The organism is Klebsiella sp. CN_Kp066 (genome assembly GCF_040065135.1).
Taxonomy (GTDB): Bacteria; Pseudomonadota; Gammaproteobacteria; order Enterobacterales; family Enterobacteriaceae; genus Klebsiella; species Klebsiella oxytoca.
This window is the reverse complement of the sequence record NZ_JBEAIU010000055.1, coordinates 240938-262716: the sequence shown is the minus strand read 5'-3', so window position 1 is coordinate 262716 and position 21779 is coordinate 240938. Positions and strand designations below refer to the sequence as shown.

General features: G+C 55.7%; 20 protein-coding genes. 11 read left to right on the top strand and 9 right to left on the bottom strand.

Annotated elements, in window-relative coordinates; all coding sequences use genetic code 11:
* Nucleotides 1-124 precede the first annotated feature (124 nt).
* The 6 genes from ABLV75_RS23305 to ghrB all read left to right on the top strand — a co-directional run bounded on the left by ABLV75_RS23305 (nucleotide 125) and on the right by ghrB (nucleotide 6076).
* A complete protein-coding gene (locus ABLV75_RS23305) occupies nucleotides 125-787 on the top strand; it encodes an OmpA family lipoprotein (RefSeq protein WP_004106757.1) in 663 nt (220 codons plus the stop codon).
* 94 nt (nucleotides 788-881) lie between these two features.
* Nucleotides 882-1898 carry a LacI family DNA-binding transcriptional regulator gene (locus ABLV75_RS23300; RefSeq protein ID WP_004106759.1) on the top strand — a complete coding sequence of 339 codons (1017 nt, stop codon included), beginning with the start codon at nucleotides 882-884 and terminating at the stop codon, nucleotides 1896-1898.
* Nucleotides 1899-2006: 108 nt separating this feature from the next.
* Complete coding sequence (locus tag ABLV75_RS23295; protein ID WP_016807725.1) at nucleotides 2007-2756, top strand: sugar phosphate isomerase/epimerase; 750 nt, start codon at nucleotides 2007-2009, stop codon at nucleotides 2754-2756.
* 3 nt (nucleotides 2757-2759) lie between these two features.
* Nucleotides 2760-3698 (top strand): sugar kinase, encoded by a 939-nt coding sequence (locus ABLV75_RS23290; protein WP_004116328.1) that lies wholly within the window; start codon nucleotides 2760-2762, stop codon nucleotides 3696-3698.
* Between the two features lie 101 nt (nucleotides 3699-3799).
* The gene (locus ABLV75_RS23285; protein ID WP_004106766.1) at nucleotides 3800-5080 is read left to right on the top strand and encodes an MFS transporter; all 1281 of its coding nucleotides are present in this window, start codon (nucleotides 3800-3802) and stop codon (nucleotides 5078-5080) included.
* A 24-nt stretch (nucleotides 5081-5104) separates the two neighbouring features.
* Nucleotides 5105-6076, top strand: coding sequence for a glyoxylate/hydroxypyruvate reductase GhrB (ghrB, locus tag ABLV75_RS23280; RefSeq protein WP_032729123.1), 972 nt, complete (start codon nucleotides 5105-5107; stop codon nucleotides 6074-6076).
* Nucleotides 6077-6133: 57 nt separating this feature from the next.
* On the opposite strand, the gene ABLV75_RS23275 is transcribed toward ghrB, so the two are convergent.
* Nucleotides 6134-6844, bottom strand: coding sequence for a DUF3053 domain-containing protein (locus tag ABLV75_RS23275; protein WP_004106769.1), 711 nt, complete (start codon nucleotides 6842-6844; stop codon nucleotides 6134-6136).
* A 633-nt stretch (nucleotides 6845-7477) separates the two neighbouring features.
* Between ABLV75_RS23275 and ABLV75_RS23270 the strand changes: the two genes are divergently transcribed.
* The 3 genes from ABLV75_RS23270 (at nucleotide 7478) to cspA (ending at nucleotide 9839) form a co-directional block, all read left to right on the top strand.
* The gene (locus tag ABLV75_RS23270; protein WP_004106772.1) at nucleotides 7478-8836 is read left to right on the top strand and encodes an MFS transporter; all 1359 of its coding nucleotides are present in this window, start codon (nucleotides 7478-7480) and stop codon (nucleotides 8834-8836) included.
* Nucleotides 8837-9072: 236 nt separating this feature from the next.
* Nucleotides 9073-9366: an HTH-type transcriptional regulator gene (locus ABLV75_RS23265; protein ID WP_004106774.1), complete on the top strand. Its 294-nt coding sequence runs from the start codon at nucleotides 9073-9075 to the stop codon at nucleotides 9364-9366.
* Between the two features lie 260 nt (nucleotides 9367-9626).
* Nucleotides 9627-9839 carry an RNA chaperone/antiterminator CspA gene (gene cspA / locus ABLV75_RS23260; protein WP_000014594.1) on the top strand — a complete coding sequence of 71 codons (213 nt, stop codon included), beginning with the start codon at nucleotides 9627-9629 and terminating at the stop codon, nucleotides 9837-9839.
* A gap of 96 nt (nucleotides 9840-9935) precedes the next feature.
* Here the strand turns inward: cspA and ABLV75_RS23255 are convergent, their stop codons facing one another.
* The 5 genes from ABLV75_RS23255 to ABLV75_RS23235 all read right to left on the bottom strand — a co-directional run bounded on the left by ABLV75_RS23255 (nucleotide 9936) and on the right by ABLV75_RS23235 (nucleotide 15758).
* Nucleotides 9936-11555 carry an ATP-binding cassette domain-containing protein gene (locus ABLV75_RS23255; RefSeq protein WP_163524754.1) on the bottom strand — a complete coding sequence of 540 codons (1620 nt, stop codon included), beginning with the start codon at nucleotides 11553-11555 and terminating at the stop codon, nucleotides 9936-9938.
* Between the two features lie 299 nt (nucleotides 11556-11854).
* The gene (hokA, locus tag ABLV75_RS23250) at nucleotides 11855-12007 is read right to left on the bottom strand and encodes a type I toxin-antitoxin system toxin HokA (protein WP_004106778.1); all 153 of its coding nucleotides are present in this window, start codon (nucleotides 12005-12007) and stop codon (nucleotides 11855-11857) included.
* 327 nt (nucleotides 12008-12334) lie between these two features.
* The gene (gene glyS, locus ABLV75_RS23245) at nucleotides 12335-14404 is read right to left on the bottom strand and encodes a glycine--tRNA ligase subunit beta (protein ID WP_004106780.1); all 2070 of its coding nucleotides are present in this window, start codon (nucleotides 14402-14404) and stop codon (nucleotides 12335-12337) included.
* A gap of 9 nt (nucleotides 14405-14413) precedes the next feature.
* Complete coding sequence (gene glyQ, locus ABLV75_RS23240) at nucleotides 14414-15325, bottom strand: glycine--tRNA ligase subunit alpha (RefSeq protein WP_004106786.1); 912 nt, start codon at nucleotides 15323-15325, stop codon at nucleotides 14414-14416.
* A gap of 127 nt (nucleotides 15326-15452) precedes the next feature.
* A complete protein-coding gene (locus ABLV75_RS23235; RefSeq protein WP_004116342.1) occupies nucleotides 15453-15758 on the bottom strand; it encodes a YsaB family lipoprotein in 306 nt (101 codons plus the stop codon).
* 180 nt (nucleotides 15759-15938) lie between these two features.
* Here ABLV75_RS23235 and ABLV75_RS23230 point away from each other — a divergent pair, with 180 nt between their 5' ends.
* Nucleotides 15939-16934, top strand: a complete 996-nt coding sequence (locus ABLV75_RS23230; protein ID WP_004106791.1) for an acyltransferase — start codon at nucleotides 15939-15941, stop codon at nucleotides 16932-16934.
* 2 nt (nucleotides 16935-16936) lie between these two features.
* On the opposite strand, the gene yiaB is transcribed toward ABLV75_RS23230, so the two are convergent.
* From yiaB to xylA, 3 genes are all read right to left on the bottom strand, one after another.
* Nucleotides 16937-17317 (bottom strand): inner membrane protein YiaB, encoded by a 381-nt coding sequence (gene yiaB, locus ABLV75_RS23225; protein ID WP_004106793.1) that lies wholly within the window; start codon nucleotides 17315-17317, stop codon nucleotides 16937-16939.
* 167 nt (nucleotides 17318-17484) lie between these two features.
* The gene (xylB, locus tag ABLV75_RS23220) at nucleotides 17485-18939 is read right to left on the bottom strand and encodes a xylulokinase (protein WP_004106795.1); all 1455 of its coding nucleotides are present in this window, start codon (nucleotides 18937-18939) and stop codon (nucleotides 17485-17487) included.
* 96 nt (nucleotides 18940-19035) lie between these two features.
* On the bottom strand, nucleotides 19036-20358 hold the full coding sequence (xylA, locus tag ABLV75_RS23215; protein WP_004106797.1) for a xylose isomerase: 1323 nt from the start codon (nucleotides 20356-20358) through the stop codon (nucleotides 19036-19038).
* Nucleotides 20359-20732: 374 nt separating this feature from the next.
* Between xylA and xylF the strand changes: the two genes are divergently transcribed.
* Complete coding sequence (gene xylF / locus ABLV75_RS23210) at nucleotides 20733-21725, top strand: D-xylose ABC transporter substrate-binding protein (RefSeq protein WP_004106799.1); 993 nt, start codon at nucleotides 20733-20735, stop codon at nucleotides 21723-21725.
* Nucleotides 21726-21779 lie beyond the last annotated feature (54 nt).

The following is a 21779-nucleotide window of genomic DNA, read 5'->3' as shown; positions in this document are numbered from 1 at the left end:
TATTCAGCCGTTCAATGTTATTTACAAATTGAGATGCTCTCTGCGGAATTTTCTCCGGCTTCGGGCGTCATAATCAACCGTCACGGTCGCTGTGGCAAAGAATAAAAAGGATTAAGGAATTAAGATGAAAAAACGCGTACTCATGATTGCGGCTATCGTTAGCGGCGCACTGGTCATTTCTGGCTGTACCACCAACCCCTACACTGGCGAACGCGAAGCGGGTAAATCCGGGATCGGCGCGGGCATTGGTTCATTGGTCGGCGCAGGCGTCGGCGTGCTCTCCTCTTCCAAACATGACCGCGGCAAAGGCGCGCTGATTGGCGCAGCGGCCGGTGCAGCGCTGGGCGGCGGCATCGGTTACTACATGGACGTGCAGGAAGCGAAGCTGCGCGACAAAATGCAGGGAACCGGCGTAAGCGTGACGCGCAACGGTGACAATATCGTACTGAATATGCCAAACAATGTGACCTTCGACAGCAGCAGCGCCAATCTCAAACCGGCAGGCGCCAATACCCTGACCGGGGTGGCAATGGTGCTCAAAGAGTATGAGAAAACCGCGGTTAACGTGGTTGGCTATACCGACAGTACCGGTAGCCAGGATCTGAATATGCGTCTTTCTCAGCAGCGCGCGGAGAGCGTCGCCAGCGCGCTTATCACCCAGGGCGTAGCGGCCAGTCGCATCCGCACGACCGGCATGGGTCCGGCGAACCCCATCGCCAGCAACAGCACGGCGGAAGGGAAAGCGCAGAACCGCCGCGTGGAAATTACCCTCAGCCCGCTGCAGTAACCTCCCCCTTTGCCCGGCGAATCGCCGGGCAAAATGCTTGATATAGCGGATTTTCGCGCTAAGGTGTGTGCAGATTTCAGCAAAGGAAGCCACCATGGCGAAAGCGGCGCGAGCAACCATTAGCGATGTGGCGAAAGCCGCAAAGACCGGCAAAACCAGCATTTCACGCTATCTGAACGGCGAGAAGCACCTGCTTTCCGACGATTTGCTGGGACGCATTGAAAAAGCCATTGCCGAGCTCGACTATCGTCCCAGCCTGATGGCCCGCGGCCTGAAGCATGGCCGCACCCGACTGATCGGCCTGATCATCGCCGATATTACCAATCCCTACTCCGTCAACGTGCTCAGCGGTATTGAAGCGGCCTGTCGTGAAAAGGGATTCACCCTACTGGTATGTAATACCAACAACGAGCTGGATCAGGAACTGCACTATCTCGACCTGCTGCGCAGCTACCAGGTCGAGGGGATTGTGGTCAACGCCGTCGGGATGCGTGAGGATGGCCTTAACCGCCTGCAGCAGTCGGCGCTGCCGATGGTGCTTATCGACCGCAAGATTCCGGAATTCGCCTGCGATGTCGTCGGCCTCGATAATACCCAGGCCGCCACCACGGCCACCGAACATCTGGTGGAGAAAGGCTTCGAAGCGCTGTTGTTCCTCAGCGAGCCTCTTGGCTCAGTCAATACCCGTCGCGAGCGCCTGAGCGCGTTTCGCCAGACGCTCCAGCGCCATACCGGCATCGTCGCGGAAAACGCCGAAGTGCCGTTGAACGATGGCGCGATGCTGGATAACGTCCTGCGTCATTTCCACTCCCACCATCGCGGCATGCGTAAGGCGGTAATTTCCGCCAACGGCGCGCTGACGCTGCAGGTGGCACGCTCCCTGAAACGCGTTGGCCTGATTTGGGGCAGCGATATCGGCCTGCTGGGCTTCGATGAACTGGAGTGGGCCGAGCTGGCGGGCGTGGGGATTACTACGCTCAAACAGCCGACCTGGCAGATTGGCTTCGCCGCCGTCGAGCAGGTGGTGCGCCGGATTGAAGGCAGCACCGACCCGGTCTGCGAAAGGGTATTTTCCGGAGAGCTGATCGTCAGAGGCTCAACCTCCCGCTAGCGATCCTTCGTGATGGCGATCATAAATCAGACATCCTGGCCTTTGCTTTGGAACCGATACCATCTAGCGTAATAAGCAACGCATCAGATAATCGTCGGGAGTATTGGGATGGCCAGAAAGATTATTGTCGTTACCGCCGCGTACGGGAATGACCACGTTAAAGCGCTGGGCGGGCAGTCCGCCGTCCTGCCGTTTATCGCCGGTTCCGGCGCCGATGGCGTAGAGATCCGCCGCGAACTGTTCACCCCTGATGAACTGTCCCGCCTGGCGGAATTAGCGGCCGACATTGAGCGTCGCGGCCTGCTGGTCTGCTATTCCGCGCCGGAAGCCCTGTTTGCCGCAGACGGCTCGCTCAACCCGCGTCTTAGCGACTTTTTACAGGAAGCGCAAACGCTCAACGCGCTGTGGCTGAAGCTCTCGCTGGGCCACTTTAGCCACCACGATGACCTCGAAGCCCTGCGCGAAATTCTGCAGGAGAGCGGGATGGCGCTGGTGGTGGAAAACGACCAAACCGACTGCGGCCAGCTGGCGCCGATGCAGCGCTTCAAAGCCGCCTGCCGGGTTAATCAGCTGCCGATCACCCTCACCTTTGATATGGGCAACTGGCTATGGGTCGGCGACTCGCCGGAAGAGGCTGCGCGCCACCTGGCCCCGGCCGTTAGCTATATTCATGTTAAGGCGGCTGAGCCGCACCATTCGCAGTTTCGCGCCGTGCCGCCGGATGAGGCCTCCGCACGCTGGCTGGCGCTGCTCAACAACCTGCCCGCCGATGCCCCGCGGGGGATCGAATTTCCGCTGACTGGCCATGACCTGACAGCCGTGACCCGCCGCTACGTCAAGCTGTTACGTGAGGATTAAGTTATGCAAAAACCATTAGATGTCATCACGATAGGCGAAGCTATGGCGATGTTTGTCGCCACCGAAACCGGCGAGCTGGCCGATGTAGAACACTTTATGAAGCGCGTGGCGGGCGCGGAGCTGAACGTCGCGACCGGGCTGGCCCGCCTCGGCTTAAGCGTCGGCTGGGTAAGCCGCGTTGGCGCGGACAGCTTTGGCCGCTTCGTCCTCAATACGCTGGCGAAGGAGGGGATCGACGCCTGCGGCGTGAGCACCGATAGCCGCTACGCTACCGGCTTTCAGCTGAAATCTAAAGTTGAAAATGGAACCGATCCCATCGTGGAATACTTCCGTAAAGGATCCGCCGCCAGCCATCTTTCGCCGGACGACTTTAACGAATCGTACTTCGCCAGCGCCCGCCACCTGCACTTAAGCGGCGTGGCCGCCGCGCTGTCGGAAAGTTCATACGCCCTGCTGGACCGCGCGGCACGCACCATGAAGGCGCAGGGAAAAACCATTTCGTTCGACCCCAATCTGCGGCCGGTGCTGTGGAAAAGCGAAGCCGAAATGGTGGAGAAGCTTAACCAGCTCGCATTCCAGGCCGACTGGGTTCTGCCGGGTTTAAAAGAAGGCATGATTCTGACCGGCCAGCAAACGCCGGAAGCTATTGCGGACTTTTATCTCCGCCACGGTGTTCGCGCGGTCATCATTAAAACCGGAACCGATGGCGCCTGGTATAAAACCGCCGACGGCGAACAGGGGGCCGTCGCGGCAATAAAAGTGGATAACGTCGTCGATACCGTCGGCGCGGGCGATGGTTTTGCCGTCGGGGTCATCAGCGCCCTGTTGGAAGGAAAACCGCTGCAGCAGGCGGTAAAACGTGGAAATAAAATTGGCTCCCTGGCCATACAGGTTCAGGGCGATAGCGAAGGCTTACCCACGCGCGAGGCGCTGGACGAGTAAACAGATTCAGCACAACGTCAGGCCGTTCTGTACCCTACATGCAGCGCGGCGTAACGGATCTTTTCTATGATGAGCGTCACCTCAATTACAGAGGCAAACCTATGAATAGTTCAACGAATGCAACAAAACGCTGGTGGTACATCATGCCTATCGTGTTTATCACGTATAGCCTGGCATACCTCGACCGCGCTAACTTCAGCTTCGCTTCGGCGGCCGGTATTACCGAAGACCTGGGGATCACCAAAGGTATCTCCTCCCTGCTGGGAGCGCTGTTCTTCCTCGGCTACTTCTTCTTTCAGATCCCCGGCGCGATTTACGCCGAACGCCGCAGCGTACGTAAACTGATTTTTATCTGTCTGATCCTGTGGGGTGCCTGCGCCTCGCTGACCGGGATGGTGCACAATATCCCCGCGCTGGCGGCGATTCGCTTTATCCTTGGCGTTGTCGAGGCTGCGGTCATGCCGGCGATGCTGATTTACATCAGCAACTGGTTTACGAAATCTGAACGCTCCCGTGCCAATACCTTCCTGATCCTCGGTAACCCGGTGACGGTGCTGTGGATGTCGGTCGTATCCGGCTATCTCATCCAGGCTTTCGGCTGGCGGGAAATGTTTATTATTGAAGGGGTTCCGGCGGTAATTTGGGCCTTCTGCTGGTGGGTGCTGGTAAAAGATAAACCGTCGCAGGTCAACTGGCTGGCGGAAAGTGAAAAAGCCGCGTTACAGGAGCAGCTGGAGCGTGAACAGCAGGGTATCAAACCGGTGCGCAACTACGGCGAAGCCTTCCGCTCGCGCAATGTTATCCTGCTGTGCATGCAGTATTTCGCCTGGAGCATCGGGGTTTACGGTTTCGTTCTGTGGCTGCCGTCCATTATCCGCAGCGGCGGCGAGAATATGGGCATGGTCGAAGTCGGCTGGCTCTCCTCGGTTCCCTATCTGGCGGCGACCATCGCGATGATCGTAGTCTCCTGGGCCTCTGATAAAATGCAGAACCGCAAGCTGTTTGTCTGGCCGCTGCTGCTGATTGCCGCCTTCGCCTTTATTGGTTCCTGGGCCGTTGGCGCCAACCATTTCTGGATCTCGTACACCCTGCTGGTGATTGCCGGCGCGGCGATGTACGCCCCCTACGGGCCGTTCTTCGCCATCATTCCTGAGATGCTGCCGCGCAACGTCGCCGGCGGCGCCATGGCGCTGATTAACAGCATGGGCGCGCTGGGTTCGTTCTTCGGTTCATGGTTTGTCGGTTACCTGAACGGCACCACCGGCAGCCCCGCAGCCTCGTACATTTTCATGGGAGTGGCGCTTTTCGTCTCGGTATGGCTTACTTTGATTGTTAAGCCTGCTAATAATCAAAAACTTCCGCTTGGCGCACGTCACGCCTGAAACCTTAACGCAACGGAGAACCGCATGAAGCCGTCAGTTATTCTCTACAAAACGCTTCCCGACGACCTGCAACAGCGTCTGGAACAACACTTTACCGTCACTCAGGTGAAAAACCTGCGTCCGGAGACCGTTTCGCAGCACGCCGACGCGTTCGCTGAAGCGGTTGGCCTGCTGGGTTCCAGCGAAAAAGTCGATACCGCGTTACTGGAGAAAATGCCCAAGCTTCGTGCGACCTCGACCATTTCCGTCGGTTACGATAACTTCGACGTCGATGCGCTGAATGCGCGTAAGGTGCTGCTGATGCACACCCCGACCGTGCTGACCGAAACCGTCGCCGATACCGTAATGGCCCTGGTACTGAGCACCGCGCGTCGGGTGGTTGAGGTGGCCAACCGCGTGAAGGCCGGGGAGTGGACCAAAAGCATCGGTCCGGACTGGTTTGGCAACGATGTGCATCATAAAACCCTCGGCATCGTGGGTATGGGACGTATCGGGATGGCGCTCGCCCAGCGCGCCCACGCGGGCTTCGGTATGCCGATTCTCTACAATGCCCGCCGCCAGCACCCGCAGGCGGAAGAGCGCTTTAACGCCCGCTATTGCAATCTCGATACCCTGCTGCAGGAAGCGGATTTTGTCTGCCTGATCCTACCGCTGACCGACGAGACTTATCATCTGTTCGGCAAAGAACAGTTCGCCAAAATGAAGTCCAGCGCCATCTTTATTAACGCCGGGCGCGGCCCGGTAGTGGACGAAAAGGCGCTGATTGCCGCTCTGCAGGAAGGGGTTATTCACGCCGCCGGACTGGACGTTTTCGAACAAGAACCGCTGGAAAAAGACTCCCCGCTGCTGACTATGCCGAACGTTGTTGCCGTGCCGCATATTGGCTCCGCAACGCATGAAACCCGCTATAACATGGCGGCCTGCGCGGTGGATAACCTGATTGATGCTCTGAACGGTAAAGTGGAAAAGAACTGCGTGAATCCGCAGGTGAAGTGAGAAGGGGAAAAAGAAAACCCGGGCGAAGGTGAAGCCTTGCCCGGGCTATCAGAGCCGTTAACGGGTCGCGTTAACAGCTGCCGTCCACGCCTGGTTGAAGGCCTGGTGCTGAGCGGCCAGCGGCCCAATCAGCGTATTGTACTGGCTGGCCTGCTGCGAAGTCGGGAACTGAATACCGTTCGCCGCAAAGCTAACCTGGGATTCTTGCTGAGCAATAAAATCGCCTACCTGCACCAGCTGCTGGGTAAAGACCTGAGCGGCCGGAATAAGCGGCTGTAGCGCATTCGCCGGCGCGGTCACGACTTTATTATACACCTGGTCGAAGACCGGCTTGAGATCGTCCCCCTGCTTCAGCGCGCCGTGAGCGGCATCCGCCTGCATTTTTGCATTCTCCAGCTGCTGGCTCAGTACGCCGAGGGCGCCGTTTGCCTGACGCAGCGGCTCGCGCTGGGTGACATAATCCTGCGGTACGCGGATCGCGTTTACGCTATCCACCACCGGACGCAAACCCGCATCCATCGCCTGGCTTACCTGCTGTGAATAGCCATAAATCACCGCATAATCGGAAACGAAAGGCCCAAACTGTTTTTTCTGATCGGCGGTCAGCGTCGGCAGACGTTCGCCGCTACGCATTGCCGTATTTTGCAGGAAATCGATGAACGCTTTGCGCTGATCGCCTTCTTTATCAAAACACCCACTCAGGCTAACCACCATTAACAGGGCCGCAATAGCCGCAAACCAGCGAGAGCAGGACTTTCCTGTCGCCATTTTTTTACTCCTTTCAGCCAAAAAAAGCGCAAACAGACACACACGTGCCAGACGCTGACAAGGATAGTCCAGGTCGGCCTTGCAGGATACCTTTTCCTCACATTCTTCCTCCCTGAAAGCCGGCTTTTTAGCGTTTTAGCGGCCAGTCGCGTCGGCTGTTAAGTTCATCACAATTACCGCTATCATCCGGCATTCGAGCGAAACGCTTAACTATTTGATTTTACTATTATTAAACTATTCTCTTTTCTGCCCACGTCGCAAAGTGGACGATAATCGCACGCTTCCCTTTTCGCCTGCATTGCCTGAACCGCCGTTCGATGATTTTATTAAATGAGCGATTAACGGCTCTTTGTTCGATAATCGCACAAACAACATCAACGACCGCGAGGGAGATAACAATAATCGATACCCCAAGTAATTCGAGTTGCGGGACAAAGCGGTTAACCGTTTTGAACAGCGCTTGCGCTGGCACCGTAAGGGGCGAGGCCTTAAGCCGCGTAACGCGGCAAGTGAGAGAGTCCCAGGCGCTTACTGGTGTAAGTGACTGGGGTGAACGAGCGAAGCCAACGCACAGGCAACTTGAAGTATGACGGGTATATCTCTGTCCCCCGCTCTGCCTGCCAGGAATGCCGCATGAAGAAAACAACCATCGATATTCAGGCTTTTATCAATGAACATCCCTTCACGAAATACCAGTGGATGATTCTGGCCTTATGTTTTATCACCGTCGCGATGGACGGATTCGATACCGCGATAATCGGCTTTATCGCCTCTGACCTGGTACAGGAATGGGGCGTCGAAAAATCGGCGTTAGGCCCGGTGATGAGCGCCGCCTTAGTCGGGCTCGCCGTCGGCGCGCTGACCGCCGGACCGCTCGCCGATCGCGTTGGGCGCAAAAAAGTTCTGATTTTGTCCATTGTGGTTTTCGGCGGCTTCAGCCTGCTGACCGCCTTTGCTACCAGCCTTAATCAGCTCACGCTGTTGCGTTTTCTCACCGGCCTTGGGCTGGGTGCCGCCATGCCGAACGCCGCGACGCTGATGAGCGAATATGCCCCTGAGCGCCGCAGAGCGCTAATGGTCAATCTGATGTTCGTTGGCTTTCCAATGGGCTCCTCGCTGGGCGGTTTTCTCTCCGCCTGGATGATCCCCCATTACGGCTGGCAAAGCGTGCTGGTGCTCGGTGGCGTAATGCCGCTGCTGCTGGCGGTCGTTTTGATCTTTTTTCTACCGGAATCCGCGCGCTATATGGTGGTCAAACGCCAGCCTGCGCAGCGTATCGCCGCGATCCTGCGCCGCATTGCACCTGTTCCTGAGCAGGCGGAATTTGAGCTTCGCGAAGCGGGCCAGGTAAAAGAGAAATCGTCCATCGGCGTGATTTTTTCTCCGCGCTACGCCGTCGGCACCGTGATGCTTTGCCTGACCTACTTTATGGGCCTGCTGATTTTCTATTTACTGACCAGCTGGCTGCCGCTGCTCATCCGCGAAACCGGGGCGACGATGAGCCAGGCCTCCATTATCACCGCGCTGTTCCCGCTGGGTGGCGGCATTGGCGTACTCATTCTCGGCGCGCTGATGGATAAGCTCAATCCAAACAAAGTCGTGGCGGTAGGCTGGCTGCTGACGGGGGTCTTTGTTTGTCTGGTCGGTTTCTCAACCCATAACCTGCTGCTGATGGGGATTATGGTATTTATCGCCGGCAGCATTATGAACGGCGCGCAATCGTCGATGCCGGCGCTGGCTGCCGGCTTCTATCCCACTCAGGGACGCGCAACCGGCGTGGCCTGGATGCTGGGTATTGGCCGCTTTGGCGGCATTCTCGGGGCGTTTAGCGGCGCATTCCTGATGCAGGCCCAGCTCTCTTTCGAAACAATTTTCTCCCTGCTGGCTATCCCGGCATTTCTGTCGGCCATCGCCCTGCTGGTGAAATATAAGCTGGGTCAGCGGCAACCTGCGGCTGCGCCAGGCGAAGTGGAGAAGCTGCAAAAGGCGTAATACACCGGCCAGCGGGCGCGCGCTGGCCATTTCTGCTTTTCTTCTGACCTGTTTACAATAATTTGCTTAACTGCTCTCTCTATTACTTTTCAGCACCTTATAGCGTCTGCAACGGACCTGAAGAACCTCTGGTGATAAATAATTATCAGGGTAATCATTCCTGGGCTTTTTTTCCGACTATTCTTAAGAGGCTCTACATAATTCACCCTCCGCCGTATGAAAGAGAGGAGTCCTCAATGGAATATAAAGATCCTGCATTTGAACTGCTGAGCAACCTTGAACAAATTATTTTTAAAGATCAGGCTCAGGCGGCCTCCCTGACGCGTAAGCCCGCCGCATGCATTGAATTTGACCAGCTACGCAAAGGTACCGGGCTGAAAATAGATGATTTTGCCAACGCCATGGGCGTCAGCGTAGCAATGGTACAAGAGTGGGAGTCAAGACGCGTACGGCCTTCGCCCACGGAGCTTAAGCTGATGCGCCTGATACAGGCCAATCCGCAGCTTTCAAGACAGCTTATTGATTCATAATTTTAGCGTTTATAGGTTTCGGCTAGCGGTCCTGCTAAAGGACCGTTTTCAAGCCAACGAAAAAAAAGTTTGCTATCACGACGTGAAAATGCGTTAATGCTCGCAGGTTTGAAGTAAAGACCACAGAGCATTCGAATAGAGCAGTCCTTCAAAGGTTATCCGTTGATACCCCGGTAGTGAACTTTCCCTTTATCGCTTTAAATCTGTAGTCCAGACCGTAACGCCGCAAGGCTCATTTATTTTTTTAAAGGTAATTCACTATGTCCGGTAAAATGACTGGTATCGTAAAATGGTTCAACGCTGACAAAGGCTTTGGCTTCATCACTCCTGACGATGGTTCTAAAGACGTGTTCGTACACTTCTCTGCTATCCAGAACGATGGCTATAAATCTCTGGACGAAGGTCAGAAAGTTTCCTTCACCATCGAAAGCGGCGCTAAAGGCCCGGCAGCTGGCAACGTAACCAGCCTGTAAGCTTAAAAAGCTCAAAATTCTAAGTCCCTGCCATACGGCGGGGATTTTTTTTATTTTCAGCGTAGTTCACCGCCATCGTAAATGGCGGTTTTTCTTTTATAGCCTCTCAAAGCACCAGCCATCTTCCCGCCATGTCAGACTGTGGGTCAGCTTCAGCGCCTGCAAGAAAGCTTCATCATGCGAGACCACCAGCATCGCACCGGGAAACCGGGCCAGCGCTTTTTCAATCGCCTGAGTGGATGCCAAATCGAGATGATTCGTGGGCTCGTCCAGCAGCAGAAGCTGCGTGGCATCACGCCGCCAGAGTACGCAGGCCAGCGCCGCCTTCAATCTCTCGCCTCCGCTCAGTGCCGATAGCGGCAGATCGACTTTATCCGCCCCCAGCTGTAGCTGCGCCAGCTGGCTACGCAACGCGCCTTCTTTTAAGGGCGTATCGCCGAGGTTCAGGTGCTTCATAACCGATAATGACAGGTCCAGTTGGGTCAGATGCTGGTCCAGATACGCCACGTTAACCGATAAGCGGCAGCGTCCAGCGATCGGCAGCTCCAGACCCAGCAGCGTTTTCAGCAACGTGGTTTTACCGCAGCCGTTGGGACCACGCAGCGCCACCCGCATTGGCCCATCCATCCGCCAGCTCAGCGGTGCCAACATCGTATGCGCCAACCGCACCGCATCCAGTTCCAGCACCTGTTTTCCCGGGGCTATCCGGTTGCCAGGTAACGTAAACATCACCGGGCTCTCCTCTTCCACTCTCTCCCGCGCCTGTACTACCGCGTTGTTAAGGGCGCCATTTTGCTGTCGATGCTGGCGCTGCAGGCTGCCGGGACGTTCTTTTGCTGCGCCTTTCCAGGCAACCCGCTCGAATGACGCGATATTTAGCGTATCGACGGTGCGTAACGTTTGCGCGGAACGCCGCTGGCAGGCATCGTGCTCTTTGTGCATCCGCGCGCGGGTACGGCGCCGTTCAGCGACGGCATGATCCAGCGCGGAGCGAGCCGCCTGCTGTTCCAGCTCACGCTGCTGCTGATAATCCGCATAGTTGCCGCCGTAGCGACGCAAAGTCGCAGGCGTCAGCTCAAGGATACGCGGCATGACCGCTAATAACTCCCGGTCATGGCTGGCAATTAGCGCCCCGCCGCGCCATTGTTTAAGCTGCTGATACAGCCACTCGCGTCCCGGACGGTCGAGATGGTTGGTGGGTTCATCAAGCAGAAGAAAATCGGCGCCGGACAGGAATGCCCCGCAAAGCTGCGCCTTCACTCTTTCACCGCCGCTCAGCGAAGGGGCGGGCCGTGCAGGAGAAAATGTACCTAAGCCAGCCGCAAGAAACGCCGTATCCAGACGATCCGGGAGATCCCAAAAACCATCAAGACGTTCAAGATCGTCACTTCGTCCCTCCCCTCGATCAAGGCGAGCGAGAGCAGCGAAAATGGACTCCAGGCCCAGCAATTCCGCCAGCGTCATCTCTGAAGCCCTATCCCGCAGCTGAGCAACGTAGCTCACGGAAACCATGCGCTCGATGTGGCCGCTCGACGGCGTGTCATGGCCCGCCAGCAAGCGTAAAAGCCGGGTTTTACCGACGCCGTTGCGCCCGACAAGGCCGCAAAGAGAGGAGTCCAGCGATAAATTCAGCGGACCAAAAAGGGTATCTCCTGTCGCAAAGTGACAGGTGACCTGATGCAAAATAAAAGAGGGGATCTGGGCACAATGAGCCATAAGCACTCCTGAATGAAATCAATACTTCCCCTGCTCGCCAATAGCGCTAAGCAAGGCATGAGATTCATCAGTCGTGTTTGTTCATTTGGCGCGTGCTCTCCAGTAAGACGAGGGATTCGTCGGGCCATAGGATAGCCACACCCTGATATGAATTTCAAGCCTGTTTTTTCACCGGATGGCAAAACGGTAAAAAAAAGCCTCCTGAAAACAGGAGGCAAATTATTTATTTGATGAAAAAAACAGGGTGCCTTGAGAATGCTTCACGCCGTAAGAATGGCGGGGATCGCTCTCCGCCATTCTTACGTTTTAATCCCACAGGCTAAGAACGCCACCAGCTCAATATTCCCCTGTCTGAGCTGTAATTCACACAGCGAATCACGCACCATCCAGGTAAATAATAAAATAGTGAAGCAAATCACTATTAAGCTAAACAACAGATACTTTTGCGGCATTCCTCGCCTCCCGTGTTGATTTTCAACAGGTAAGAGGCTACTCTTATGGTGTTGATGCATAGGGGAGCCTCACTTTGATTTATCATCAGGTGGGGCTTTTCTCTGTCTGTCTCCCGCTGAACGCCTGAGACAAACAGTCTCAAGCACCCGTCAGCATTCTACCGTAAATATCTGACCAGATTACGTTGGCATATTCCTAAAATAATTCCTGGCAATCAATGCAAATTAAATAAATATTATTCAGAGAATTATTAACGGTTCATTTATTTATATTCCATGCATAAAAAAACCTGCCCGCAGGCAGGTTTTTTATTATTACCCATTCACTTACTGCAGCAGGGAAATATCCGCTACCTGCAGGAACAGATCGCGCAGCTTGGACAGCAGCGTCAGTCGGTTTACGCGCACGTCCTGATCTTCTGCGTTCACCATCACGTTCTCAAAGAACTCATCCACCGGCTCGCGCAGGGACGCCAGCTCAATCAGCGCATCCTGGTAACGCCCTTCGGCGAAGTACGGCTGCAGCTTATCGCGCAGCACGACTAAATTGCCTGCCAGCTTGATCTCGGCCGCTTCTTTCAATACCGAAGCATGGACGATATCGTTCAGCGTAACGTCTGATTTCGCCAGAATGTTAGAAACACGCTTGTTGGCCGCCGCCAGCGCAGAGGACTCTTCGAGGGTACGGAAGTGGGAAACCGCCTTCATACGCGCATCGAAGTCTGCCGGACGGGTCGGACGACGCGCCAGCACCGCCTGAATCGTGTCGACGGTATAGCCTTCATCCTGATACCAGGCACGGAAGCGCCCCAGCATGAAGTCGATAACATCATCAACGACGTTGCCGTTGGTCAGCTTATCGCCGTACAGACGTACCGCTTCTTCGGTGAGGGTCTGCAGGTCCAGATTGAGGTTCTTCTCAACGATAATACGCAGCACGCCCAGCGCGGCGCGGCGCAGCGCAAACGGGTCCTTATCGCCTTTCGGATGCTGACCGATGCCAAAGATACCCGCCAGGGTGTCCATCTTATCGGCAATCGCAACCGCGCAGGCTACCGGGTTAGACGGCAGGTCATCGCCAGCAAAGCGCGGCTGATACTGCTCGTTCAGGGCAACCGCAACGTCTTCCGCTTCGCCATCATGGCGCGCGTAGTGCATGCCCATCACGCCCTGCGTATCGGTGAACTCGAAGACCATGTTGGTCATCAGGTCGCACTTGGAGAGCAGGCCCGCGCGGGTGGCATGATTCACGTCAGCGCCAATCTGCTCGGCGATCCAGCCGGCCAGCGCCTGAATACGATCGGTCTTATCGCGCAGCGTACCCAGTTGCTGCTGGAACAGGACGGTTTGCAGACGCGGAAGGTTATCTTCCAGACGTTTTTTACGGTCAGTATTGAAGAAGAACTCAGCATCCGCCAGGCGCGGGCGAACCACTTTCTCGTTACCGGAGATAATCTGCTGCGGATCTTTCGACTCAATGTTGGCGACGAAGATGAAGTTCGGCAGCAGCTTGCCCGCGTTGTCGTAAACCGGGAAGTACTTCTGGTCGCCCTTCATGGTGTAAACCAGCGCTTCGGCAGGCACCGCAAGGAATTTCTCTTCGAACTTCGCGGTGAGGACTACCGGCCATTCCACCAGTGAAGTCACCTCTTCCAGCAGACTTTCGCTCAGATCGGCGTTGCCGCCAATTTTACGCGCTGCTTCTTCTGCATCGGCTTTAATTTTGGCTTTACGCTGTTCGTAATCGGCGATGACTTTACCGCGCTCCAGCAGGATCTGCGGATACTGATCGGCATTGTCGATAGTGAACTCAGCCTCGCCCATAAAGCGGTGGCCGCGAATAACGCGATCGGACTGGACGCCCAGAATAGTTGCCGGGATGACTTTGTCGCCCAGCAGCAGGGTCACGGTATGAACCGGACGCACGAAGTGGACGTCAGACGCGCCCCAGCGCATCAGTTTCGGGATCGGCAGCTTCGCCAACGAGGTTGCGATCATGTTCGGCAGCAGCGCTTCGGTGCTCTCGCCTTTCACGTGAGCACGATACAGCAGCCATTCGCCCTTATCGGTCGTCAGACGTTCCGCCTGATCGACGGTGATACCGCAGCCGCGCGCCCAGCCTTCGGCCGCTTTACTCGGGTGGCCGCTGGCGTCAAACGCCTGGGCAATCGCCGGACCGCGTTTTTCGACTTCGCGGTCTGCTTGCGCAGCCGCCAGATTCGCCACTTTCAGCGCCAGACGGCGCGGCGCGGCAAACCATTCAACTTTACCGTGCGCTAGGCCAGCGTTATCCAGCTCTGCGGTCACGTTCGCAGCAAAGGATTCAGCCAGGCTGCGCAGGGCTTTTGGTGGCAGTTCTTCAGTGCCGATTTCCACCAGGAAAGTTTTCTCAGACATGGCTGCCTCTTATTTATTCTTGTTGCACATCGGGAAGCCAAGGGCTTCACGGGAAGCATAGTAAGCTTCAGCCACTGCTTTGGTCAGGGTGCGAATGCGCAGGATATAGCGCTGACGCTCGGTGACGGAGATGGCTTTACGCGCGTCCAGCAGGTTAAAGCTATGGGCGGCTTTGAGAATGCGCTCGTAGGCAGGCAGCGGCAGCGGGTTTTCCAGCGCCAGCAGCTGCTGGGCTTCTTTCTCGTACTGCTCGAAGCAGGAGAACAGGAAGTCCACGTCAGCGTATTCGAAGTTATAGGTGGATTGCTCCACTTCGTTCTGATGGAACACGTCGCCGTAGGTCGTTTTCCCCAGCGGGCCATCGCTCCAGACCAGATCGTAAACGCTGTCGACACCCTGGATATACATCGCCAGACGTTCCAGACCGTAGGTGATCTCGCCGGTAACCGGCTTACACTCCAGACCGCCCACCTGCTGGAAGTAGGTGAACTGCGTGACTTCCATACCGTTCAGCCACACTTCCCAACCCAGACCCCAGGCGCCCAGCGTCGGGTTTTCCCAGTTGTCTTCGACGAAGCGAATGTCGTGGATGGTCGGGTCCATACCCAGCTCTTTCAGCGAGCCAAGGTAGAGCTCCTGGATGTTCTCCGGGGAGGGTTTTATCACTACCTGGAACTGATAGTAGTGCTGTAAGCGGTTCGGGTTTTCACCGTAACGGCCATCGGTCGGGCGACGAGACGGCTGCACGTAGGCGGTCGCCATCGGCTCTGGACCCAATGCGCGTAAGCAGGTCATCGGGTGAGAGGTGCCTGCGCCGACTTCCATGTCCAGTGGTTGAACAATGGTGCAGCCCTGGCGAGCCCAGTAATCCTGTAAGGTCAGGATCAGGCCCTGGAAGGTCCTGGTATCAAACTTTTGCATATGATTTCGTGCTGGATACGTGTGGATTTAAAGGAAGGAGCCAGTATACCCGCTGGCTGCGAGATATACAGTACGAAACGGGGTTGTTTAGGGAAAATTGCGGAAATTAGCGCCAGCGCGGCCGTCGTTAGCGCATCGAAAGATGTAAAAACTGCCCGTCCGGGTCAAAAGAACAGATAAAGCGTTCATTCCGCGCAGTCTTGCCCGAAAGCTCAAAGCTGCCCTGGAACTGTTCGAAATGGCTGACGTCCACCTGGCGCACGCCTGTATTATAACGGACGGCGGCATTATCCTTGCAAAGCTGCTCCATATTGAGGGTGGTCTGCGGCGTTATCCGCGCTTTCTGCGCCTTCTGCGTAGGCTGAGGCGGCGTTGCGCTACAGCCCGCCAGCAGGCACAGCAGTAGTCCAGAAAACGCATATTTCATCACCATTTGTTCTCGACCGCCTTGTTAGTAAATTGTTATCGTGCAGCTTACGTAAAATAACCGGCTCATTGTGCGAATTGGGCCACACCTCGACAAGTCTATGGCGAAAAACTCAGATTATTCCACTGCGACAGGGTCGAATATGGATAGTCAGAGCCAGATGGAGAAGGTGAAACTGAGGTTCTGATGCAGGAAAAAATACACTGGATTACTAATTTGCGCGGCATTGCCTGTCTGATGGTCGTCATGATTCATAGCACTACCTGGTATATTACGCACCCGCACGCGATTAGCCTGCTGGAGTGGGATTTGGCCAATATCCTCAACTCTGCGTCCCGCGTCAGCGTACCGCTATTTTTCATGATTTCAGGCTATCTGTTTTTCGGTGAGCGCAGCGCCCAGCCCCGCCATTTTCTGCGTATCGCGCTGTGCATTCTCTTCTACAGCACGCTATCGCTGCTCTATATCACCCTGTTCACCCATATCAACGTTGAGCTGTCGCTGAAGAATTTGCTGCAAAAACCGGTGTTCTACCATCTGTGGTTTTTCTTCGCCATCGTCGTGATATATCTGCTTTCGCCGCTGGTGCAGGTTAAACAGGTAAGCGGCAGGATGCTGCTGGCGCTGATGCTGGTACTGGGCATTCTGGCGAACCCCAATATGGTCCAGGTAAAAGCCGGAGGCGTTGAATGGTTGCCGTTCAATCTTTATATCAATGGCGACACGTTTTACTACGTGATGTATGGCGTGCTGGGACGGGCTATCGGCATGCTGGATACCGAGAAAAAATGGCTGACCGCCCTCTGCGCCGCGCTGTTCATCGCCGGCGTGTGGGTAATCTCACGCGGCACGCTGCACGAGCTGCGCTGGCGCGGCGATTTCGGCGATACCTGGTATTTATACTGCGGTCCTGCGGTTTTTGTCTGCGCCATCGCTCTGCTGACGCTGGTAAAAAACACGCTCAATCGGCGTCAGCTGCCGCTTATTGCGCCGATTGCGCGCCATTCTTTAGGGATTTACGGTTTTCATGCGCTGATCATTCACGCGCTGCGCGCCAGCGGGCTTGAACTAAGCCGCTGGCCGTTACTGGATATTATCTGGATATTCAGCGCCGCGCTGCTGGGCAGCTTACTGCTCTCGGCTCTGGTTCAGCGGTTTGATAGCCGCCGTTTCGTCAGCTAAGGCTATTCCGTAGGGTCTTGCGGCGCCACGCCCGCCGCCAGTGCTTTATGCGGCAAGGCTGACGCGCCGTACATGCACACAAACCAGGCCGCCACGTAGATGCTTTTCTCATCCCAACCGGCAGGTACAAACCTCGCGCCGACCATTAACAGGCCAAGCGAAAGCAGGAGCACCAGTCGGCATAGCGATACAAACCCGTCGTCATTTCTGCGCTCCTCCTGCATCGTGCGCTGATGGGCCAGCATGGCGAACATCCCCATCACCAGTACGCCGAGGAAATAGCCTTTACCGCTAAATAACGGACAGGTGTGCCAGATCCCCATCAGATACACCAGCGCCCCGATGACCATCAACAGTTTCGGCGCAATATTCTTATTTTTCATGGAGCCTCCCTGCAAAAGATGGCGTCCATTATGTACCGGTAAAGCTTTACTGCTGATGCTTCAGGAAGCAGAAACGACAAATTCGGAATATATAAATACGCAGGACAGATAAATGCGAACGATGCATTCATGGATGTAATTTGCCCTCGTTAACCGAGGGCAAAATATTACGACATCAGCGGTAAAAGCTGCTGATAAATCTGTCGGAATGTCTCCCGACGGGGGGCGTAGCGGGCAAAACGTTCGTCATCAGGGCAGTGGGCCTGCTCCAGCGGGAGCTGCGGCAGCAGATCGGAGAATGCGACGTTTTTATGCAGCGCCAGCTGCGCCAGTCGCGCCGCGCCAAGCGCTGGTCCCACGTCGCCGCCGGTGCGGAAATCAAGCTGCTGACCGCTGATATCCGCCAGCATTTGCCGCCAGTACGCGCTGCGCGCGCCGCCGCCAATCAGCGTCACGCTTTCCGGCTTCACGCCGCAGGAGTGCACCACATCCATGCCATCCGCCAGCGCATAACCGACGCCCTCCAGCACCGCCCGCGCCAGCTCCGCCGGACCATGTTGATGAGTCAGGCCGAAAAAGACGCCTTTCGCCTGCGGATTGTTGTGCGGAGTACGTTCACCGGAGAGGTAAGGCAGAAACCAGATAGGATCGGCACTCTCGTTCGCCGACTCCGCCGCCGCAATCAACGCCGGAACCGTGCCAAGGCCGGTTAAAGTCGCCGCCCAATCCAGACAGGAAGCCGCGCTCAGCATCACCGACATCAGGTGCCAGCGCCCGGGCAGCGCGTGGCAGAAACTGTGTACGGCGCTTTCCGGCTTACTAAGAAAGCCGTCGCTGACCGCAAAGTAGACGCCCGAGGTCCCCAGCGACAGCATCGCCTGCCCCGCATCCGCCATACCTACGCCAACCGCACCGGCTGCGTTATCGCCGCCGCCGGCTACCACCAGCGCTTCCGGCATATTCCACGACTGCGCAACCGTCGGGCGCAGCGCCCCCGTGACTTCACATCCTTCGAACAGCGTCGGCATGTTGTCGCGGTTCAGACCGCAGGCGGCGAGCATCTCATCGCTCCAGTCCCTTCGCGCTACGTCCATCCACATCGTTCCAGCGGCATCGGACATATCGCTGGCAAACTCGCCGGTCATGCGTAAACGTAGATAATCTTTAGGCAGCAGGACTTTATCAACCCGCTCGAAGATCTCACGCTCGTGGCGTTGTACCCACAGCAGCTTCGGCGCGGTGAATCCCGGCATCATCAGGTTGCCGGTTATCTGCCGCGAGCGGCTGACTTTCTCTTCCAGCAGCGCGCACTCTTCACCGCAGCGGCCATCATTCCATAAAATCGCCGGGCGCAGGACGCGCTGTTGCTTATCCAGCAGCGTCGCGCCGTGCATCTGGCCCGCAATACCTAACGCTTTGACTTCGCGCAGCGAGTGCTGCGCGCCCAGCGCTTTCATCGCGCGGTCCGTCGCCTGCCACCAGTGTTCGGGGTCCTGTTCAGACCATAGAGGGTGCGGACGTGACACGTTGAGCTTTTCAGTATGCGAAGCCACGACCTCGCCCTGCTCATTGAGCAGAATAGCTTTGACGCCCGAGGTGCCCAGATCAATCCCGATATACATACAGCCTCTCCTTACTGACGCGCCACGGCTAAGCGTGGCGCGAATAAAGCATCGGTTATAGCCAATGCCCGTTCCCGCCGGGCATCATCGCCTTCATTAGCGATCAAAAAGGTAGCGGTTTACCACATTTTCCAGCAGTTCCTGATGGCCGCTCTGGTGCTGCGGCGCCAGGTCATGCTGAGTGGCATAGCGAGCAATATCCGCCAGGTTCATCTGGCCTTTCAGGATCTGCTGACCCAGCTCGCCGTTCCAGCCGGCATAACGTTTGGCAACGCGTTTATCCAGCTCGCCGCCTTCAATCATGCGCGCGGCAACTTTCAGCGCCAGCGCCATGGTGTCCATTGCGCCGATATGGCCGTAGAACAGGTCGTATTTATCGGTGCTCTGACGACGCACTTTAGCATCAAAGTTCAGGCCGCCGGTGGTGAAACCACCCGCTTTCAGGATTTCGTACATCACCAGCGCGTTTTCTTCAACGCTGTTCGGGAACTGGTCGGTATCCCAGCCCAGCTGCGGGTCGCCGCGGTTAGCGTCAACGGAACCAAACAGTCCCAGAGCAATGGCAGTCGCAATTTCGTGATGGAACGTATGACCGGCCAGCGTCGCGTGGTTCGCTTCGATGTTCAGTTTGATCTCTTTTTCCAGGCCGAACTGTTTCAGGAAACCATAGACGGTAGAAGCGTCGTAATCGTACTGATGTTTGGTTGGCTCCTGCGGTTTGGGTTCAATCAGCAGCGTACCCTGGAAGCCAATCTTGTGTTTGTGCTCAACGACCAGCTGCATAAAGCGGCCAATCTGCTCGCGCTCCTGACGCAGATCGGTATTCAGCAGGGTTTCATAACCTTCACGGCCGCCCCACAGGACATAGTTTTCGCCGCCCAGCTTGTGGGTCGCATCCATTGCGGTGACCACCTGAGTCGCCGCCCAGCTGAACACTTCCGGATCCGGATTGGTTGCCGCCCCGGCGCCATAGCGCGGGTTCGTAAAGCAGTTTGCCGTTCCCCACAGCAGCTTGACGCCGCTCTGCTGCTGTTTTTCCGCCAGCACTTCAACCATTTGCGCAAAGTTGTTGGCATACTCTTTCAGCGATGCCCCTTCAGGGGAAACGTCAACGTCGTGGAAACAGTAGTACGGTACGTTCAGTTTGTGGAAAAACTCAAACGCGACATCCGCTTTGCGTTTCGCCATTTCCAGCGCTTCGCCCGGCTGCTGCCACGGGCGGTTAAAGGAGCCCACGCCAAACATGTCAGCACCATTCCAGCAGAAGGTGTGCCAGTAGCAGGCCGCAAAGCGCAGGTGCTCTTCCATCCGTTTGCCCAGCACCAGTTCATCCGGGTTGTAATGACGGAAAGCCAGTGGGTTAGCGGATGTCGGGCCTTCATAACGAACGCGATCGAGTTGATCAAAATAGGTCTGCATAATGAACTCCATATTCAGGGATGCGGCGAGTAATAAGTCATAAGCCAATATAGAATTCTCTTTTTACTTTCCTCAATTACGTTATTTCACACCGTGATTGAGAGAATCCACAAACGTGCGCCAGGTCGCAAAAACAATAGAACAACGCCCTCACTTCGCTGCTTACGCCACGAGAGATCAATGAAATACGATGAGAACTAATTATTAAAGTACGATCCCGGTCATAAATTAACAAATAAACAAAATTTCATAACGGCAAAATAAGCATAGATAATTGCCAGCGCCCCTTTCCGCGTTAAAAATCTGCTACGTATCAGGCCGTTTATTTTTATCGTTCGTCTTATCCTGCACTTTACAAAAAAGGTGTTATTATTATGAAGATAAAGAACCTTTGCCTAACGCTCTGTGCTTCACTCCTCCTCACCAGCCTGTCGGGCATTGCGAAAGAAGTTAAAATTGGCATGGCGATTGACGACCTGCGTCTTGAGCGCTGGCAAAAAGATCGCGATATTTTTGTCAATAAAGCTGAATCATTAGGTGCAAAAGTATTCGTCCAGTCAGCCAATGGCAACGAAGAAACGCAAATGTCGCAAATCGAAAACATGATTAATCGCGGCGTCGACGTTCTGGTTATTATTCCCTATAACGGTCAAGTGCTGAGTAATGTGATAAAAGAGGCTAAACAGGAGGGAATTAAAGTTCTCGCCTACGATCGTCTCATCAATAATGCCGACATTGATTTTTATATTTCTTTTAATAATGAGAAAGTGGGCGAAATGCAGGCGCAAAGCCTGGTCGATAAAGTGCCTCAGGGTAACTATTTCTTAATGGGCGGCTCGCCCGTTGATAATAACGCCAAGCTTTTCCGCGCTGGCCAAATGAAAGTCCTTAAGCCCTATATTGATGAAGGCAAAATTAAAGTCGTCGGCGATCAGTGGGTTGACGGATGGCTACCTGAAAACGCATTGAAAATTATGGAAAACGCCCTGACCGCCAACAATAACAAAATTGATGCGGTTGTCGCCTCTAACGATGCCACCGCTGGCGGCGCCATTCAGGCCCTGAGCGCCCAGGGGCTCGCAGGCAAAGTGGCGATCTCCGGTCAGGATGCCGACCTCGCCGGCGTGAAGCGCATTATCGCTGGCACCCAAACGATGACCGTCTACAAACCGATCGCCACCCTTGCCACCACCGCGGCGGAGATTGCCGTCGAACTGGGCAACGACAAACAGCCGAAGGCTGACGCCACGCTCAACAACGGCCTGAAAGATGTCCCTTCTCGTCTGCTGACGCCCATTGAAGTCAATAAAGACAACATTGACCAGACGGTGATCAAAGACGGTTTCCATAAAAAAAGCGAGCTGTAATCTCTGACGCCCTCTGCCGGGGGCGTTACTCCATCCAGCCGGATATCGCTTATG

Bases quoted from the DNA above. Each gene is read 5' to 3' on its own strand.
- ABLV75_RS23305 (WP_004106757.1), top strand. From the start codon at position 125: ATGAAAAAACGCGTACTCATGATTGCGGCTATCGTTAGCGGCGCACTG.
- ABLV75_RS23300 (WP_004106759.1), top strand. From the start codon at position 882: ATGGCGAAAGCGGCGCGAGCAACCATTAGCGATGTGGCGAAAGCCGCA.
- ABLV75_RS23295 (WP_016807725.1), top strand. From the start codon at position 2,007: ATGGCCAGAAAGATTATTGTCGTTACCGCCGCGTACGGGAATGACCAC.
- ABLV75_RS23290 (WP_004116328.1), top strand. From the start codon at position 2,760: ATGCAAAAACCATTAGATGTCATCACGATAGGCGAAGCTATGGCGATG.
- ABLV75_RS23285 (WP_004106766.1), top strand. From the start codon at position 3,800: ATGAATAGTTCAACGAATGCAACAAAACGCTGGTGGTACATCATGCCT.
- ghrB (WP_032729123.1), top strand. From the start codon at position 5,105: ATGAAGCCGTCAGTTATTCTCTACAAAACGCTTCCCGACGACCTGCAA.
- ABLV75_RS23275 (WP_004106769.1), bottom strand. From the start codon at position 6,844: ATGGCGACAGGAAAGTCCTGCTCTCGCTGGTTTGCGGCTATTGCGGCC.
- ABLV75_RS23270 (WP_004106772.1), top strand. From the start codon at position 7,478: ATGAAGAAAACAACCATCGATATTCAGGCTTTTATCAATGAACATCCC.
- ABLV75_RS23265 (WP_004106774.1), top strand. From the start codon at position 9,073: ATGGAATATAAAGATCCTGCATTTGAACTGCTGAGCAACCTTGAACAA.
- cspA (WP_000014594.1), top strand. From the start codon at position 9,627: ATGTCCGGTAAAATGACTGGTATCGTAAAATGGTTCAACGCTGACAAA.
- ABLV75_RS23255 (WP_163524754.1), bottom strand. From the start codon at position 11,555: ATGGCTCATTGTGCCCAGATCCCCTCTTTTATTTTGCATCAGGTCACC.
- hokA (WP_004106778.1), bottom strand. From the start codon at position 12,007: ATGCCGCAAAAGTATCTGTTGTTTAGCTTAATAGTGATTTGCTTCACT.
- glyS (WP_004106780.1), bottom strand. From the start codon at position 14,404: ATGTCTGAGAAAACTTTCCTGGTGGAAATCGGCACTGAAGAACTGCCA.
- glyQ (WP_004106786.1), bottom strand. From the start codon at position 15,325: ATGCAAAAGTTTGATACCAGGACCTTCCAGGGCCTGATCCTGACCTTA.
- ABLV75_RS23235 (WP_004116342.1), bottom strand. From the start codon at position 15,758: ATGGTGATGAAATATGCGTTTTCTGGACTACTGCTGTGCCTGCTGGCG.
- ABLV75_RS23230 (WP_004106791.1), top strand. From the start codon at position 15,939: ATGCAGGAAAAAATACACTGGATTACTAATTTGCGCGGCATTGCCTGT.
- yiaB (WP_004106793.1), bottom strand. From the start codon at position 17,317: ATGAAAAATAAGAATATTGCGCCGAAACTGTTGATGGTCATCGGGGCG.
- xylB (WP_004106795.1), bottom strand. From the start codon at position 18,939: ATGTATATCGGGATTGATCTGGGCACCTCGGGCGTCAAAGCTATTCTG.
- xylA (WP_004106797.1), bottom strand. From the start codon at position 20,358: ATGCAGACCTATTTTGATCAACTCGATCGCGTTCGTTATGAAGGCCCG.
- xylF (WP_004106799.1), top strand. From the start codon at position 20,733: ATGAAGATAAAGAACCTTTGCCTAACGCTCTGTGCTTCACTCCTCCTC.